Annotated in this window: 17 protein-coding genes; 9 read left to right on the plus strand and 8 right to left on the minus strand. The window is 64.0% G+C overall.

The genetic code is table 11. The annotated features are described in order from the left end of the window. The first annotated feature begins 11 nt into the window (after positions 1-11). From cydB to cydC, 3 genes are read left to right on the plus strand one after another with little or no spacing between them, the layout of a single operon-like run. The gene (gene cydB / locus FGL95_RS19070; RefSeq protein ID WP_169589714.1) at positions 12-1,037 is read left to right on the plus strand and encodes a cytochrome d ubiquinol oxidase subunit II; all 1,026 of its coding nucleotides are present in this window, start codon (positions 12-14) and stop codon (positions 1,035-1,037) included. Then, positions 1,034-2,701, plus strand: a complete 1,668-nt coding sequence (gene cydD, locus FGL95_RS19075; protein ID WP_169589716.1) for a thiol reductant ABC exporter subunit CydD — start codon at positions 1,034-1,036, stop codon at positions 2,699-2,701. The genes cydB and cydD overlap by 4 nt, the downstream gene beginning before the upstream one ends. After that, entirely contained in the window at positions 2,691-4,451 is a 1,761-nt protein-coding gene (cydC, locus tag FGL95_RS19080; RefSeq protein ID WP_169589718.1) for a thiol reductant ABC exporter subunit CydC, read from the plus strand. Before cydD ends, cydC begins: the two co-directional genes overlap by 11 nt. A gap of 159 nt (positions 4,452-4,610) precedes the next feature. On the opposite strand, the gene FGL95_RS19085 is transcribed toward cydC, so the two are convergent. The 8 genes from FGL95_RS19085 to FGL95_RS19115 all read right to left on the minus strand — a co-directional run bounded on the left by FGL95_RS19085 (position 4,611) and on the right by FGL95_RS19115 (position 9,921). Further along, positions 4,611-5,633, minus strand: a complete 1,023-nt coding sequence (locus FGL95_RS19085) for a type IV toxin-antitoxin system AbiEi family antitoxin domain-containing protein (protein WP_169589720.1) — start codon at positions 5,631-5,633, stop codon at positions 4,611-4,613. A gap of 140 nt (positions 5,634-5,773) precedes the next feature. Then, on the minus strand, positions 5,774-6,436 hold the full coding sequence (locus tag FGL95_RS19090) for a heme-binding beta-barrel domain-containing protein (RefSeq protein WP_169589722.1): 663 nt from the start codon (positions 6,434-6,436) through the stop codon (positions 5,774-5,776). Between the two features lie 271 nt (positions 6,437-6,707). After that, a complete protein-coding gene (locus FGL95_RS19095; RefSeq protein ID WP_169589724.1) occupies positions 6,708-7,016 on the minus strand; it encodes a DUF1416 domain-containing protein in 309 nt (102 codons plus the stop codon). Between the two features lie 2 nt (positions 7,017-7,018). Continuing rightward, positions 7,019-7,852, minus strand: coding sequence for a sulfurtransferase (locus FGL95_RS19100; RefSeq protein ID WP_169589726.1), 834 nt, complete (start codon positions 7,850-7,852; stop codon positions 7,019-7,021). Between the two features lie 51 nt (positions 7,853-7,903). Further along, on the minus strand, positions 7,904-8,410 hold the full coding sequence (locus tag FGL95_RS19105) for a DUF4395 domain-containing protein (RefSeq protein WP_169589728.1): 507 nt from the start codon (positions 8,408-8,410) through the stop codon (positions 7,904-7,906). A 140-nt stretch (positions 8,411-8,550) separates the two neighbouring features. Then, positions 8,551-8,679 (minus strand): Ms5788A family Cys-rich leader peptide, encoded by a 129-nt coding sequence (locus tag FGL95_RS33165; protein WP_420838063.1) that lies wholly within the window; start codon positions 8,677-8,679, stop codon positions 8,551-8,553. 34 nt (positions 8,680-8,713) lie between these two features. Continuing rightward, positions 8,714-9,145 carry a thioredoxin family protein gene (locus FGL95_RS19110; RefSeq protein WP_169589730.1) on the minus strand — a complete coding sequence of 144 codons (432 nt, stop codon included), beginning with the start codon at positions 9,143-9,145 and terminating at the stop codon, positions 8,714-8,716. Beyond that, a complete protein-coding gene (locus FGL95_RS19115; RefSeq protein ID WP_338079926.1) occupies positions 9,142-9,921 on the minus strand; it encodes an LmeA family phospholipid-binding protein in 780 nt (259 codons plus the stop codon). The genes FGL95_RS19110 and FGL95_RS19115 overlap by 4 nt, the downstream gene beginning before the upstream one ends. A 160-nt stretch (positions 9,922-10,081) precedes the next feature. Between FGL95_RS19115 and FGL95_RS19120 the strand changes: the two genes are divergently transcribed. From FGL95_RS19120 to pstB, 6 genes are all read left to right on the plus strand, one after another. Then, on the plus strand, positions 10,082-10,852 hold the full coding sequence (locus FGL95_RS19120; RefSeq protein ID WP_169589733.1) for a winged helix-turn-helix domain-containing protein: 771 nt from the start codon (positions 10,082-10,084) through the stop codon (positions 10,850-10,852). Beyond that, entirely contained in the window at positions 10,853-11,749 is an 897-nt protein-coding gene (gene mshD, locus FGL95_RS19125) for a mycothiol synthase (protein ID WP_169589735.1), read from the plus strand. A 173-nt stretch (positions 11,750-11,922) separates the two neighbouring features. Continuing rightward, positions 11,923-13,041: a phosphate ABC transporter substrate-binding protein PstS gene (gene pstS, locus FGL95_RS19130; protein WP_169589737.1), complete on the plus strand. Its 1,119-nt coding sequence runs from the start codon at positions 11,923-11,925 to the stop codon at positions 13,039-13,041. Positions 13,042-13,135: 94 nt separating this feature from the next. Next, complete coding sequence (gene pstC / locus FGL95_RS19135) at positions 13,136-14,107, plus strand: phosphate ABC transporter permease subunit PstC (protein WP_169589739.1); 972 nt, start codon at positions 13,136-13,138, stop codon at positions 14,105-14,107. Continuing rightward, positions 14,104-15,003: a phosphate ABC transporter permease PstA gene (pstA, locus tag FGL95_RS19140; RefSeq protein ID WP_169589741.1), complete on the plus strand. Its 900-nt coding sequence runs from the start codon at positions 14,104-14,106 to the stop codon at positions 15,001-15,003. Before pstC ends, pstA begins: the two co-directional genes overlap by 4 nt. A gap of 18 nt (positions 15,004-15,021) precedes the next feature. Next, positions 15,022-15,798: a phosphate ABC transporter ATP-binding protein PstB gene (pstB, locus tag FGL95_RS19145; protein ID WP_169589742.1), complete on the plus strand. Its 777-nt coding sequence runs from the start codon at positions 15,022-15,024 to the stop codon at positions 15,796-15,798. Positions 15,799-15,800 lie beyond the last annotated feature (2 nt).

Here is a 15,800-nt window from a genome sequence, read left to right on the forward strand (position 1 = left end):
AGGGAGGCGTGATGACTTTGCCGCAGCTATGGTTCGGCGCCGTCGCCGTGCTGTTCATCGGGTACTTCGTGCTGGAAGGATTCGACTTCGGGGTGGGCATGTTGTTCCCGATCCTGGGCCGGACAGAGAACCGCCGACGCGTGTTGCTGAACACGATCGGTCCGGTGTGGGATGGCAACGAGGTATGGCTGATCACCGCCGTCGGAGCGATGTTCGCTGCCTTTCCTGACTGGTACGCAACGCTTTTGGCGGGCATGTATTTGCCGATACTGCTGATCCTGGTCTCGCTGATCGTCCGTGTGTGTGCCATCGAGTGGCGCGGCAAGATCGACGATCCGGTGTGGCGGTCTCGGTGTGACGCCGCCATCATGTTCGGCTCGTGGGTACCTGCGGTCCTGTGGGGCATCGTGTTCGCCAACATCGTCGGCGGCGTCGCCATCGGCGCGGACAAGCGGATGACGTCCGGTGTGTTCGGTTTGCTTGGTCCGTATGCGTTGCTGGGTGGCGCCGCGTTCGCGTTGCTGTTCGTCCTGCACGGCTGTGTGTTCGTCGCCTTGAAATCTGCTGACGAGGTCCGTGCCGATGCGGTGAAACTCGCTGCACGGCTGGCCGTTCCAGCGGCTGTCGTGTGTGGGGTGTTCGTGCTGTGGACGCAGTTGTCGAGCGGTCGGGGCTGGACGTGGTTGCTGGCCGGCCTCGTCGTTGCACTGCTCGCGGCCACCCTGGTGCTCACGAACGCCGAACGCGAGGGGTGGGCGTTCGTGAGCACTGCACTGGCTGTGATCGCAATGATGACGTTGCTTTTCGCATCGCTCTTTCCGAATGTGTTGCCATCGACGACGAACGAGTTGTACAGCCTGACTGTCGCGAACGCGTCCTCGTCGCCTTACACATTGAAGATCCTGAGTTGGTGTGCGGCGTTCGCGGCGCCGGTGGTCCTGCTGTATCAGGGCTGGACGTACTGGGTATTCCGGCAACGGATCTCGGTCGACCACATCCCGCCGTCGATCGGTCTACCGGCCAGGCGGCCGCGATGACCACCGTCGTCGAACCTCGTCGCGGACCGGTCGACCCGAGACTGTGGCGATTCTCGCGCTCTGCGCGTGGGTACCTGGTGCTGTCGGTCGTGCTGTCCGTGGTGACAACTGCGGCAATCATCTTGTCGGCGTTGGTGATCGGTAGCGTTGTTGCCGGTGTGATCACCGACCCGTCGCGGCGTAGCTTGTCGGATTGGGCTGGGCTGCTCGGGGTTCTGGCGGTCGTCGTTGCGGTACGCGTCGCCTCGGCCTGGTTGCAGGCGCGCTTCGGGCATCGAGCGGCTACCGATGTGATTGCGGAGTTGGAGGGTGATGTTCTCGAAGCAGCGGCCGAGCTGCCGCCCCGCGAACTCGATTCGCGCCGAGCCGAACTGGCTGTCGTTCTCACGCACGGACTCGCTGATCTCCGGCCCTACCTAGCGGGCTATTTGCCCTCGCTGATCTTGGCGATCATCGTCCCACCGGCGGTCATCGCCGTCATCTGGACGCAGGATCCGACGTCGGCCCTGATCGTCGGCGGCACACTGCCGCTGATCCCGATTTTCATGGTTCTCATCGGGTTGCTCACCCGGAACAAGTCGAACAAGACGCTAGCCACGATGACCACACTGTCGGGCCAGCTGCTCGACCTGCTCGCCGGCTTGCCGACGTTGCGGGCGTTGGGTCGTGAGCGTGGTCCGGAGGCTCGCGTCCGGGAACTGGGCGATGCGCATCGGCGTACCGCGATGTCAGCACTTCGGATCGCATTCCTGTCGTCCATGGTGCTGGAACTGCTTGCCACCCTGTGTGTCGCGCTCGTCGCGGTCAGTATCGGCCTACGGCTCGTTTTCGGCGATATGGCACTGCAGGCAGGGCTTGTCGCGCTCATCCTTGCCCCCGAGGTCTACGCCCCGATCCGGGCGGTCGGGGAGCGTTTTCATGCAGCCGAGGACGGAATGGCTGCTGCGAGAAAGGCGTTCGAGGTGCTCGAAATCTCTGGAGGGGCTCGCGTGATCGACGGGCTGCGACCCGCGCGGTTGAACGGGATCATCGACGTCACGTCGCTCAGTGTTGCGGCGCGTGACGGCATGGCGCCCGCCGGGTTCAACGGCGTGTTCCGGCCGGGCATGGTCACCGTGTTGACCGGACTGAACGGGTCCGGCAAATCGACCGTGCTGCAAGCAATTCTCGGTCTCGCAGCGCCCGACCAGGGCCGCGTAACCGTGGACGGCATCGAGGTTGCGCACCTCGATCCCCAGTGGTGGTGGGATCACATCGCCTGGCTGCCGCAGCGGCCGGTGTTGTTGCCGGGCACGCTGCGCGAGAACTTGGCGCTGACCGGCGTCATTCCTGGCTGCGCTGGACCGGCCTGTGCAGCAACTGGATTCGACGAAGTGCTGTCCTCGATGCCCAATGGCTGGGACAGCGTCGTCGGCGTCGGCGGAGCGGGCCTTTCACTCGGGCAACGGCAAAGGTTGGCGTTGACAAGGGTTTTGGCATCGAATCGGCCGATTCTGCTGCTCGACGAGCCGACTGCTCACCTCGATGCCGACAGCGAGGCGGCCGTGCTGGATGCACTGGTTCGCTGCGCTGAGGGCGGCGCGACTGTCGTGGTCGTCGGCCACCGTCCTGCCGTTCTCGCCGCTGCGGACCTCATCGTGGAGGTGCGTGGCGATGTTCGATGACCCGCTGGTCCGTGCGCTGGGACTGTTGGAGGTCCGGCCGCGTCGGCTCGCACTCGCCGTGGCCGCGGGCGTCGCCTCGCTGGGCAGCGCGTTGGCGCTCGCGGGCGTCGCCGCGTGGCTGATCGCGCGCGCCTGGCAGATGCCGCCGATCCTTGACCTCAGCGTCGCGGTGGTTGCGGTCCGGGCGTTGGGGATCTCGCGCGGCGTCTTCCGGTATCTGGAACGCTTGGCCAGTCACGACACGGCGTTTCGTGGCGCGGTCGGCGCTCGGTCCGCCATCTACCGCCAGCTCGCGGCGGGTGAACCGGCTGCCGTCACCGGCATGCGCCGCGGAATGCTCCTGACGCGCACCGGCGACGACGTGGAGACTGTTGCGGCCGTCGTCGTTCGGGCTGTAGTGCCGATCGCGGTCGCTGTGGTGCTCTCCGTCGCCGCTGTCGGATTGATGGCATCGATATCCGGGCTTGCCGCCGTCATTTTGGCTGGGGCGCTGGCGCTTTCGGGAATCGTTGCGCCGGTATTGGCCTCGCGTGCCGCTCGGTCCGCGGAGGAAGGTTCGATGGCCTCGGCCGCCGATTACGCCGTCCATGCGGTCACCACGCTCGACCACGCCGCCGAACTGCGCGTTGCCGGGCACTTGGGCGAGGTCGTCGGGGCAGCGCGGTCGGCAAGCGTGCGTGCCGCTGCGGCTGCGGACCGTGCGGCACGAGGCAATGCGGTCGCCGCGGCGGCAACACCATTCGCGATCGGAGCGAGCGTCCTCGGGGCGTTGCTGATCGGTGTCGCGTTGTACGGTCCGGGCGGGGGCGGTCAGGGCGGGATGACGCCGATGGCCCTGGCGGTGCTCGTGCTGGTTCCGTTGGCGGCGTTCGAGGCCGTCGCACTGCTCCCCGCTGCAGCGCAAGCGTTGACCCGGGCCCGGATCGCCGCTCGCCGGGTGGTCAGTTTGGTCGACGGTGCGGGCGTTGCGGCTGCGCCGGGTCGCCAGGATGCGACCGACTGGGTGGTCCGTGCTCGACGATTGCGGTCCGGGTGGCCGGATTCTGCAGTCACGCCACCGATCGATCTGGACCTCGCGCGTGGCGCGCGGGTGGCCGTCGTCGGTGCAAGTGGGGTGGGCAAGACCACGCTGCTGATGACACTGGCCGGCCTGCTGGAGCCCGTCGAGGGACGAATTACGCTGGGCGGCAAAGATTTGCACGACATCGATCCTGGGTCGGTCCGGCGGCGGGTGACCTTCTTCGCCGAAGACGCGCATCTGTTCGACACCACGCTGCTGGAGAACCTGCGGGTCGCGCGGGGTTCGTTGACCACTAGCGAGGCCGAGGACGTATTGCGTTCGGTCGGGCTGGGGGAGTGGCTCGACGGCTTGGTCGACGGTGTCGACACGGTCCTTGTCGGTGGCGACCGCGCGGTCTCGGGCGGTCAGCGGCGCCGCATCTTGCTCGCCCGCGCCATCGTCTCGCCCGCCGACGTCCTGCTCCTGGACGAGCCGACCGAACACCTCGATGCACGCGAAGGCGCCGAACTCCTGCGACGCCTGCTCGACCGTGGGTCAGGCCTAGTGGTACGTCGCCGCACGGTCGTGGTGGTGACTCACCAGCTGCCGAACGATAGCCGCCCTGACCAGGTCATTTCCCTCGATTCAGCGCAGCGAGAAAATGCGTTGCCGATCGCTGCGGGTCCACGTACTTTCGTTAGTACACGAGAGAGGAGGTGGTCTGAAGTTGGTTATACGAAGGACATGTGAGGTGGCTGTCCGCTAGCCGCTACCGCTGAGGGGTTCTCGACCGCGCGAGCGGCTGGTGAATCCAAGGCAGCTACCCGGCCCCCGAGCCCCCGGTCCGTCCGACCGGGATCTGCGAACGCGCAGAAGGCTCGGGGGCTGTTCGCGTTCTGTGCGCGCGTCTCACCCCGTCAGGGGTAAATTTCGCGCACAGTTCGGACAGGGATTTCGCCCGGCCCATCCTGAGCGTTCCAGCACAAATCGCACTTCCGCCGCGACTTCGCACGCGTCGCGGTGTACCTCCTCCCAGCCGTAGACAAGGCTGGACTTTCCGGCGACTTCCGCCGCGTTATCTCGGCGACGATCTCGAAAAGGTATGCCGCGCATCGTATGTGTGGCCCGACCGTCGAGCCTGACGATGAGGTCCGTGCCGGGCGTCGAATAGACGACATCTTCATAGAGGGTTTGACCGTCGACGACGACAGGTCCCTGCCGGCGGGCCTGCGGGAGTCCATGAGCCTGCTCGACGTCGATCGCATAGTGGAATTCGAGTACGGACTGGACGCCGTCGGCGAGGAGGCGCAATGCATCGGCGATTGCGACGTTGTGCCGCCTCGGTTTGCGCTGCTCGACGCGCGTCTCGAGGTCTGCGAGGCGAATGCCGCCATTGGTGGCAAGCGCGACCAGGGTTGTAAATGCCGCTTCCGCAGTCTGTTCCGAAACCGCGACGTCGATCGCCGTATCGACTTTGGATGTTCGAGGGCGGGTCGATCCGATTCGTATGTGTTCCATCGCGCGAGATCGATGGACGATGACACCTGGATGGACGACGCCGTCGCCGCGTACAGCAAGGCGATTCGTGGGGCGGTGCGGCGTCGGCGGGACGCTGACGGCCGAGGACCCATAGGGGACCGTGATGTGCACCGGCGCGGAGTCGTCGATTGGCAACATGAACCAATCCTCTGCTGCCGTTCGATAGCTGAGGATCGACGAGCCGCCGCCGTAGAGGAGTGCCGAAGTCAGTCGCGCGTCGCGCGTCAACGGACCGCTGACGACTGAATACACGCCGAACAGGACCTGCTGCCAATGCCCGGCCTCGATGGCGTGCTGAACCCGCTTGCGGCTGTAGCCATGAGGGCGAAGCTGCGGGTAGGTCACGACACCGTGTTGGTCGTCGATGAGGCGTTGGAGTTCGTCATTTTCCATGAACGGAGGCTTGGGGATGCCACCGACAGATTTCGGTTGGAATCCAGGTCCAGCGGTCGATCTGTGGATAAACCGGCGCTTGTGGACAACTCGAACTGTGCGTGATTTTCACCCCTGGAGAGGTGAGACGCGCGCACGGGTCAGCCTATGTAGCGCGACAACCTTGCCGAAAGACGTGGTTCCAACGGACCGTCGGCGAGAACACGTTCTTCGACGTATGCCAAGTCGCCGCCTTCGACGATGCCGTACAACCGCTTCGCGCCACCGACCACGGCGGCGGATTGGCTACGAATGACCACGTCGGTGGCGAGTTCCCAGGATGCTTGGGTGAGCGCCTGACCGTAGAACAGTTCGATGACGCCGGAGCTGTGGGTGAGCAGCAGTTCGACGACCTCGTTGTCCTTGGTGCCGTCGCCGCTCACTCGCCAGAAGCCGGTCTCGCGGAGGTCGGGACGCACGTAATCGCCGGAAGCGTCGAGCACCCAGGACCGCGATTCCCACGTCAGGTAGTCGCCGCCGTCGTGGCTGACCACGATCTGCTGACCGAATCGGTAATCGCCCGACTCGTCGTTGCCCTCACCCTCGCCGCGCCACACACCGACCATCGGGAGGAGGGCGAGCAGAGCTTTGTTGAGGTCCGGACCGAGGCGGAGGTTCGCGGTGTCCTCAGGCAAGGGCAGATCAGGAAGGATCGGAATGTTGCGAGCACCAGTCGATTTCGCGCGCTCTGCGGCGAGCGCTACTGCCTCGTCGGTACTGGGCGCCTGGGCCTGCTCGGAACTTGGTGTCGCGTCCTGGCTCACGACTCGTCGGTGACCAGGCGATAGACGACATACAGGCCGAACCAGGTGATCAGCAACGATGCCAGACCAAGGAGAACCTCGAAGAATAGGACCACGTCGGTCAGTCTAAACGGGACTGCGGCGACACGCCGAATGGGTGAACAATCGCACTCAACTGTGCGCGAATTTCACCCCTTGGCGGGTGAGACGCGCGCACGGGGTCCGGAAACAACTGTGCGCGCGTTTCACCCTTGGAGGGGTGAGACGCGCGCACAGTGGGATGAAGCAGGGACTAAGCCGCGCCGACCGTCACGTCCACGTTGTGGATGCCGTTGGCCTCGGGGCGGATGGCGGCGGTGCCGTTGCCCGAAGGCGACAGTGCCCGGACCGTCCAGTCGCCGGGAGCTGCGAAGAAGCGGAAGTCGCCGGTGCCCGATGCGACGACCTCGGCGGTGAATTCACCGCTTCGATCGAGCAGTCGGACGAACGCGCCGCCGACCGGCTGGCCGTCACCGGCGAGCACGCGACCCGTGATGACGGTTTCTTTCTCTACGTCGACACCGGCCGGGATGGCCTGGCCCTGCGTTGGTGCTGCACACATATTTACTCTCCCAGTTCGATCGGTACACCGACGAGTGAGCCGTACTCGGTCCAGCTCCCGTCGTAATTCTTGACATTCTCGTGGCCGAGCAGCTCCTTGAGCACGAACCAGGTGTGGCTGGAGCGCTCGCCGATGCGGCAGTAGGCGATGGTGTCCTTCGATCCGTCCAAGCCGGCTTCGCCGTAGATCTCGGTCAGTTCTTCGTCGGACTTGAACGTGCCGTCCTCGTTCGCGGCCTTGCTCCACGGGACGCTCAATGCGCCGGGGATGTGGCCGGGACGCTGGCTCTGCTCCTGCGGGAGGTGTGCCGGCGCGAGGATCTTACCGGAGAACTCGTCTGGGGAGCGGACGTCGACCAGGTTCTTCACGCCGATGGCGGCGACGGCTTCGTCACGGAATGCGCGGATCGACAGATCCGGCTCGGCGGCCTTGTACGTGGTCTGTTCCCGCTTGACTGCGTCACGCGAGAGCGGACGACCATCGAGTTCCCACTTCTTGCGACCACCGTCGAGCAGCTTGACGTTGTCGTGCCCGTACAGCTTGAAGTACCAGTAGGCGTATGCCGCGAACCAGTTGTTGTTGCCGCCGTAGAGGATGACCTCGTCGTCGTTGCTGATGCCGCGGGCAGAGAGCAGGTCGGAGAACTGCTCGCGGTTGACGAAGTCGCGCCGGACCTGGTCTTGCAGGTCCTGCTTCCAGTCGAGCTTGACCGCGCCCTCGATGTGGCCACCCTCGTAGGCGGAGGTGTCTTCGTCGACCTCGACGAATACCTTTCCGGGGGCGTTCAGGTTCTGCTCGGCCCAGTCAGTGGAGACCAGGACGTCGGAGCGAGCCATTGTGTTCCTTTCGATGTACTTCAGATAGATGTGCGAATTACGTTGGGACGGTTAGCTGTTGGCGGGCCGAAGGCGCGCGACGAGCGGGTAGATCTGGCAGCCGAGGCAGATGCCGAAGGCGGCGTTGAGGAACGCGGCGAACAACGCGAAGCCTGTGAAGATCAGACCGAGCAAGGGGAGGCCGACGGCGAAGCCGATGACCCCGACGAACGCGAAGACGAAGCCCAGCAGCTGCGCGAAGCGCAACGGCGGGGTTGGTTCACGTTCGGTTGTCGGTGAGATGCGGGGTGCGACGAATTTCGCGAACAGTGCACCGTATGGGCTGCGACGCGGACCCACCGCTGCGCCGATCGCGAAGACGACGGCTTGGATCGCGAGAATCACCCCTGCTGCGACTGTCGAAAAGATCGCCGCGACCAGCACGACTACCAAGACTGTTGTGGTGATCCACGCTGCGAACCGTGGTCCGCGGACGTCGACCTGAGGTGCTGCACCGGGCGCGGCTACGTCGGTTGCGACCGAGCCCGATCCGGTGATGGATTGTGATGTTGTGGACATGTGACGTGCTCCTGCGCGCAGATATTTTGGGCAAAGGTTGGCCGAGGACGCGGGTGACCGCGCGATCAGACGATTACCTCGGCGGCACGGGTGTCGGCGAATTGCACAAAATCAGAGCAAAACGGACCGGCCGGGGGCGATCAGCGGCAAGTGCGACAACAACAGCCCGCGAGGCGGCACAGGTCTACTGCGCGGCGTCGGGTGAGCATAAGCTCCTGGCTGGTCTGCACGTGGCGCAGTTTACCCGCTTCTGGGGAAACGTGAACCATCGCCTGGTCAGCGACCTGAAGCGGACCCGGAAAACTAGCCGCTGAGCTGCACGAGCGCGGTCCGCAGATCGGCGCTCGTCGGGACCCCCGAGATGCGAAACCGCTCGGTCGCGACGCCGTCGAAGATGAAGGTCGTGGGCAGTGACATGACGCCGAGCTTCTTGGCCAGGCGAGGATGCTCGTCGATGTCCACCTCGACCTCGGCTGGCGGGTTGGGGGTTCGCGCCAAGTCGGCGACAACCTGACCGACGACGCGCCGGACCGCCGCGCACGGACCGCACCAGTCTGCAGAGAAATGAAGCACTGTCGGAACGGCGGACTGCACACCGACCGACGCGAGGAGTTCCGCAGTGTCGTTATCGCCGGAACTCGCGGTGTGCCGGACTTTGCCTGCGCGCGCCCGGAAGGCGAGGCCGACTGCTGTCGCGAGCGCCAGCACGGCGAGGAGGACTGTGATCTGCGTCATGATTTCTTCAAGTCGTCGAGGTTGATAGTCACATTCTGCCCCGTACCTTCGATCACGATCTGCGATCCGATCGCCGATACCTTCGTCGGGAGTACCCCGAACGGCAATTGCCTGGTGTCGATCGTCTGATTGAAGAGGCCCAGTACACCGTTGCGGTCGGGAATCGGGATGTCGATTTTGAAGCCGGCGCCGGGGTCGATGTAGAAATCGCTGGCCACGATGCGGAGTTGCCCGTTCTCGAGGATGAGATTGGCCTTGACGCTGAGCTTGGTCTTGACCGGTCCGACCGGAACGGTGCCGGTGAAGACGACACCGCCGGTGGTGGTCAGTCCGGAGCCACCCGAACCGAACGTGCCGTCGGACTTGTCGGCGGGCGGAGCGGAAACCTGCAGGTCAGGGATGGCGAGGAGCCGTCCCAGCTCGGTGGCGTCGATGCGGATTCGGCCGTCGACGCGGTCGACCGGGACTGTGTCGACGGTGCCGTCGATCATGTCGGCCAGCGGGACCGATACCCCGGTCAGCGTCGCTTCGATCGTGGTTTTGCCGATGACGTCGGCCCGAACGCCGTGCGCACTGATCTCGACCGTTTTGTATTTGCCGTCGATCGCGTGGGAAAGAAACGGGAATCCGTGGATGGTGACTTCGGGGTCGGAGGTGAGGTCGGCTCCCTGGCGAATCGCGCGCGACACCCGGTACTCGGCGTAGGCAGCGGCGCCGAAGTCGATGACGACGGCGAGGCCTACGAGGCAGACGAGCCCGATGATCAGTTTGCGCACGTTCACCATTGTTACTGAATCCTCAGCGCCCGGCCGCCGCCGCTGTGCCCTCATCCGAACGTAAATGTTGCTCGGCGCGCTAGTCTGTCACCCAAAGTACAAGTGTCTGTCACATCGGCGCAGCTGCGTACGGCACTGCCATGGCTATTTGGGAGGGTCCGTGGAGCTGCTCCTTCTTACCTCCGACCCCAATCCCGAGTCGGTGCTGCCCTCGCTGGCGTTGCTTGCACATACCGTGCGCCCCGCGCCGACCGAGGTGTCGTCACTGCTCGAGGCCGGGACGGCCGACATTGCCCTCGTGGATGCGCGCATCGATCTGGCCGCCGCACGGGGTTTGTGTCGCCTGTTGGGAACCACCGGATCGGCGGTTCCTGTCGTCGCAGTCCTGACCGAAGGCGGCCTCGTCGCCGTGAACGCGGATTGGGGGCTCGACGACATCTTGTTGCCGGGTACCGGTCCGGCCGAGCTGGATGCGCGGTTACGTCTGTTGGTCGGGCGCAACGGCGGAATCGCGAGCCCCGAGAACACGGGCAAGATCACGCTCGGTGAGCTGGTCATCGACGAAGGCACCTATACCGCCAGGTTGCGGGGTCGCCCGCTCGACCTCACGTACAAGGAATTCGAGCTGCTCAAGTACCTCGCGCAGCATGCCGGTCGCGTGTTCACACGTGCGCAGTTGCTGCAGGAAGTCTGGGGATACGACTTCTTCGGCGGCACCCGGACCGTCGACGTCCACGTTCGGCGACTTCGCGCGAAGCTGGGCCCGGAGTACGAGGCGCTGATCGGTACGGTCCGCAACGTGGGTTATAAGGCAGTGCGTCCGAGTCGTAGCGCAGGCAAGGCCGATCCTGTTGTCGCGAACGACGATTACGACGACATCGACGACCAGGACGGCCACGAATATGCACCCGCGAACGGCTCGGCCGTCTAGGTGTCCAACGCCACCTGGGTTGCCGGGCTCGATGCCGAGTCTGCAGACCGTATCGACGAAATCATCAGTGCGGCAACGGCGGTAGACGAGACGGCGCCCGTTTCGGAGCAGGTCGTCTTGTCGCTGCGCGAGAATTCTGTTGCGCGACACGCTGTCGTCGAAGCGGATTCCCGAATCGTCGCCTATGCCAACCTGGTCGACGGGACGGACACTCACCCGCCGATGGCAGAGATCGTGGTCGAACCGGAGTACCGGGGCCGGGGAATCGGAACCGACCTCGTCTCGGCTGCATTGTCGGAAGGTGGTGCGGGAGCGCGTGTCTGGGCCCACGGCAACCTCCCGGCTGCCCGCGCCGTCGCCGAGCGGCAAGGTCTCGTCGTCGCACGAGAGCTACTGCAGATGCGCCGGTCCCTGGCCGACCCACTCCCTGAAATCAGTGTTGCCGAAGGTATTTCGATTCGCACCTACAACGGTCCGGACGACGACGCCGAGCTGCTCCGGGTCAACAATGCGGCATTCGATTGGCACCCCGAGCAGGGCGGCTGGACCGAGGCCGATGTTGCCTCCCGGCGCGCCGCCGCGTGGTTCGACCCGAACGGCCTTTTCATCGCGGTCGATGCCGACGGCCGAATGGTCGGCTTCCACTGGACCAAGGTGCACACCGAGACCGCCCAGCCCATCGGAGAGGTCTACGTCGTCGCGATCGACCCGTCGACACAGGGGATGGGGCTCGGTAGGGCATTGACCCTGGCAGGCTTGCATTATCTGCATGGCCGGTCGCTCGATGAGGTGCTCCTCTATACCGAGGCGGACAACACGGCGGCCGTGCACACGTATCGCCGCCTCGGATTCGATACTTTTCACGTCGACGTGGCTTACGGGCGTAGCGCGGAGTAGTTTTTCTCCGACGATGGATTCATCTTCCGTTCATTCTCTTTGGGCCGCGCGTTCATAACGGCTCCCTAGGTTCAACCCCCGAGCGGCTAACGGTTGCTCGGCGGAAACTCTCCGCTACTCGGTCTCACAGGTGGAGCGTTCGCGTGAACCACCTCGATTTTCGAAGGAGCTACGTGAAGCTCAAACGATCCAGCACGGCGTTCAGCCTGCTGGCTGCGAGTGCCCTCTTGCTTTCTGCGTGTGGCAGTGACGACAACTCATCCTCTTCCGACTCGACCGCGAACGCGCCCACGACCAAGGTGGACTGCGGCGGCAAGGACTCCCTGAAGGCCAGCGGTTCGTCCGCCCAGGCCAACGCGATGACCCGCTTCATCAAGGCGTACGAAGACGCTTGCAGCGGCAAGACTTTGAACTACACGTCGAACGGCTCGGGCGCAGGTGTCACCGAGTTCATCGGCAAGCAGACCGACATCGGCGGCACCGACTCCCCGCTGAACGCCGAAAAGGGCGAGGTCGAGAAGGCCAAGGAGCGTTGCGCCAGCGAGGCGTGGAACCTCCCGACGGTGTTCGGCCCCATCGCAGTCACCTACAACGTCGACGGCGTGAAGAGCCTGGTCCTCGACGGACCGACCCTGGGCAAGATCTTCAACGGTGGCATCACCAAGTGGGACGACCCCGCGATCAAGGCGCTGAACAAGGACGCATCGCTGCCGGGTGACGACATCCGCGTCATCTACCGCAACGACGAGTCGGGCACCACCGACAACTTCCAGAAGTACCTCGACAAGGCGTCGGACGGTTCCTGGGGCAAGGGCGCGGGCAAGGTCTTCAACGGCGGCGTCGGCGAAGGCGCGAAGGGCAACGAAGGCACCTCAGCTGCCATCAAGTCCACGAAGGGCGCCATCACGTACAACGAGTGGTCCTTCGCGAAGTCGCAAAGCCTCGCGATCGCCAAGATCGTGACCTCCGCAGGTCCGGATCCCGTCGAGATCAGCGTCGACACGGTCGGTAAGGCCATCGCCACGGCGAAGATCAAGGGCACCGGCAACGACCTCGTGCTCGACACCTCGTCGTTCTACAAGCCTTCCGAGCCGGGCGCGTACCCGATCGTGCTCCCGACCTATGAGGTCGTGTGCTCGAAGTACCCGGACGCAGAGGTCGGTAAGGCCGTCAAGGCGTTCCTGCAGTCGACCATCGGTGCAGGCCAGAACGGACTGGAAGGCAACGGATACATCCCGATCCCCGCAGCGTTCAAAGACAAGCTGACCACAGCCGTCAACGCGATTTCCTGATCGAACGCACATGTCCGTTCAACCCCCCGAGGTAACCCGCACCGCGGGTCCGTCTGACAAGACGGACCCGCGGTCGGGCGGAGATACTTCTCGTATGGCTACTGATACCGGGTCGATTCGCTCGTCGAAGCTCAGTGACCGGAGTACGGGCCGCGTCGGCGACAAGATCTTCAAGTCGTTGTCGACGGCGGCCGGTGCGACGATCGTCGCAGCAATTGCGCTGATCGCGCTCTTCCTCTTCGTGCGCGCATGGCCGTCCATTCGGGCGAACAACGCGAACTTCTTCACCAGCCACGAATTCATTGCCAAGGACGACAATCTCAATTTCGGAATTGCCGACCTGTTCCAAGTGACGGTTTTGAGTTCGCTGTTCGCGTTGGCGATCGCGGTGCCGATTGCATTGGGAATCGCAATCTTTCTCACGCATTACGCTCCGGCCCGGTTGTCGAAGCCGTTCAGCGCCATCATCGACTTGCTGGCAGCGGTTCCGTCGATCGTCTACGGGTTGTGGGGAATCTTCATCCTCGCTCCGCAACTCGAGCCGATTGCGACGTTCCTCAACACCAAACTCGGGTGGCTGTTTCTGTTCTCCGACGGAAACGTCTCACCGGAAGGTGGCGGCACCACGTTCACCGCGGGCATCGTGCTCGCCGTGATGATCCTGCCGATCATCACCTCGGTGACTCGTGAAGTGTTCCGCCAAACTCCCGTTTCCCAGATCGAGGCCGCCCAAGCTCTGGGCGCCACGAAGTGGGAAGTAGTGCGGATGACTGTGCTGCCGTTCGGGCGCAGCGGCATCATCGCTGCCTCGATGCTGGGACTCGGCCGAGCACTCGGTGAGACTATTGCGATCCTCATCATCCTGCGGTCCGCGGCGAAGGCCGGTCACTGGTCGCTGTTCGACGGTGGCTACACGTTCGCTTCGAAGATCGCTTCGGCTGCCTCCGAGTTCACCTCGCCGCTCCCGACCGGTGCCTACATTGCGGCCGGCTTCGTGTTGTTTGCGCTGACGTTCGTGGTCAACGCGCTGGCTCGCACGATCGCGGGCGGGAAGGTCAATTCATGAGCACATTGTTGGATCAGCCGGTCAAGGCGCCCACGTTCAAGAACGTGAGCACCAGCCGTCGGATCAAGAACAACATCGCGTCATCGCTGTTCGTGACGTCGTTCCTCATCGCCTTGGTGCCGCTGCTGTGGCTGCTCTACACCGTGATCGAAAAGGGCTTCGAGGCTGTCACTTCCAGCGGCTGGTGGACCAAGTCGTTGAAGGGCATCCTCCCCGAGCAATTCGCCGGCGGTATCTATCACGCGCTGTACGGCACCTTGGTCCAGGCGGGAATGGCGGCAATCATCGCTGTGCCACTAGGCATCATGGCCGCGATCTACCTCGTCGAATACGGTCGCGGACCACTGGCGAAGACGACAACCTTCATGGTCGACGTCCTGGCGGGCGTGCCGTCCATCGTCGCCGCGTTGTTCGTGTTTGCGCTGTGGATTGCGACCTTCGGGATGCCGCAGAGTGCCTTCGCGGTATCGCTCGCCCTGGTGCTCTTGATGCTGCCGGTCGTCATTCGCAGCACCGAGGAAATGCTCAAGCTGGTGCCGGACGAGTTGCGCGAAGCGTCGTACGCGTTGGGCATTCCCAAATGGAAGACGATTGTGCGAGTGGTGCTCCCGACGGCGATGCCTGGAATCATCAGCGGCATCCTGTTGGCGCTCGCCCGGATCATGGGCGAGACCGCCCCTGTGCTCGTCCTGGTCGGGAACAGCCGATCGATCAACTACGACCTTTTCGACGGCAACATGGCGTCGTTGCCGCTGATGATCTACAGCGAATTGGGCAACCCCGAACATGCCGGACAGATGCGCGTGTGGGGCGCTGCTCTCACTTTGATCATCGTGATCGCGTTTCTCAATATCCTTGCCGCCGTTGCTACGCGCCTTCTCTCGGCGAAGCGTTGATACCGAACAGGAACTGACATGGTCAAAAGAATCGATATCAAAGATCTCGACATCTTCTACGGCAATTTCCACGCCGTCGAGTCGGTCAGCCTTTCGGTGCAACCTCGCAGCGTCATGGCACTCATCGGACCGTCCGGCTGCGGCAAGTCCACTGTCCTGCGGTCGATCAACCGCATGCACGAGGTGACCCCGGGCGCGCGCGTTCAGGGCTCGATCATGCTCGACGGTGAAGACATCTACGGCTCTTCTGTCGATCCCGTCGGTGTCCGCCGAACCATCGGCATGGTGTTTCAGCGGCCGAACCCTTTCCCCACCATGTCGATTCGCGACAACGTCATCGCAGGGCTGAAACTGCTCGGTGAGCGCAACAAGAAGCGTCTCAACGAGGTTGCCGAGCGGTCGCTGCGCGGCGCGAACCTCTGGAACGAGGTCAAGGACCGACTGGACAAGCCGGGCGGTGGTTTGTCCGGCGGTCAGCAGCAGCGGCTGTGCATCGCACGCGCGATCGCCGTATCGCCGGATGTGTTGCTGATGGACGAGCCGTGCTCCGCGCTCGATCCGATCTCGACGCTGGCGATCGAGGATCTGATCACCGAGTTGAAGAAGGACTACACGATCGTCATCGTCACCCACAACATGCAGCAGGCTGCCCGAGTGAGTGACCAGACCGCGTTCTTCAACCTCGCGGCGACGGGAAAGCCCGGCAAGCTGATCGAAACTGGCGACACCGAGAAGATCTTCTCGAATCCGACCGAGAAGGCCACCGAGGACTACATTTCCGGCCGCTTTGGCTAAAA

The sequence above is a fragment of the Antrihabitans stalactiti genome, from assembly GCF_012932915.1.
GTDB classification, from domain to species: Bacteria; Actinomycetota; Actinomycetes; order Mycobacteriales; family Mycobacteriaceae; genus Antrihabitans; species Antrihabitans stalactiti.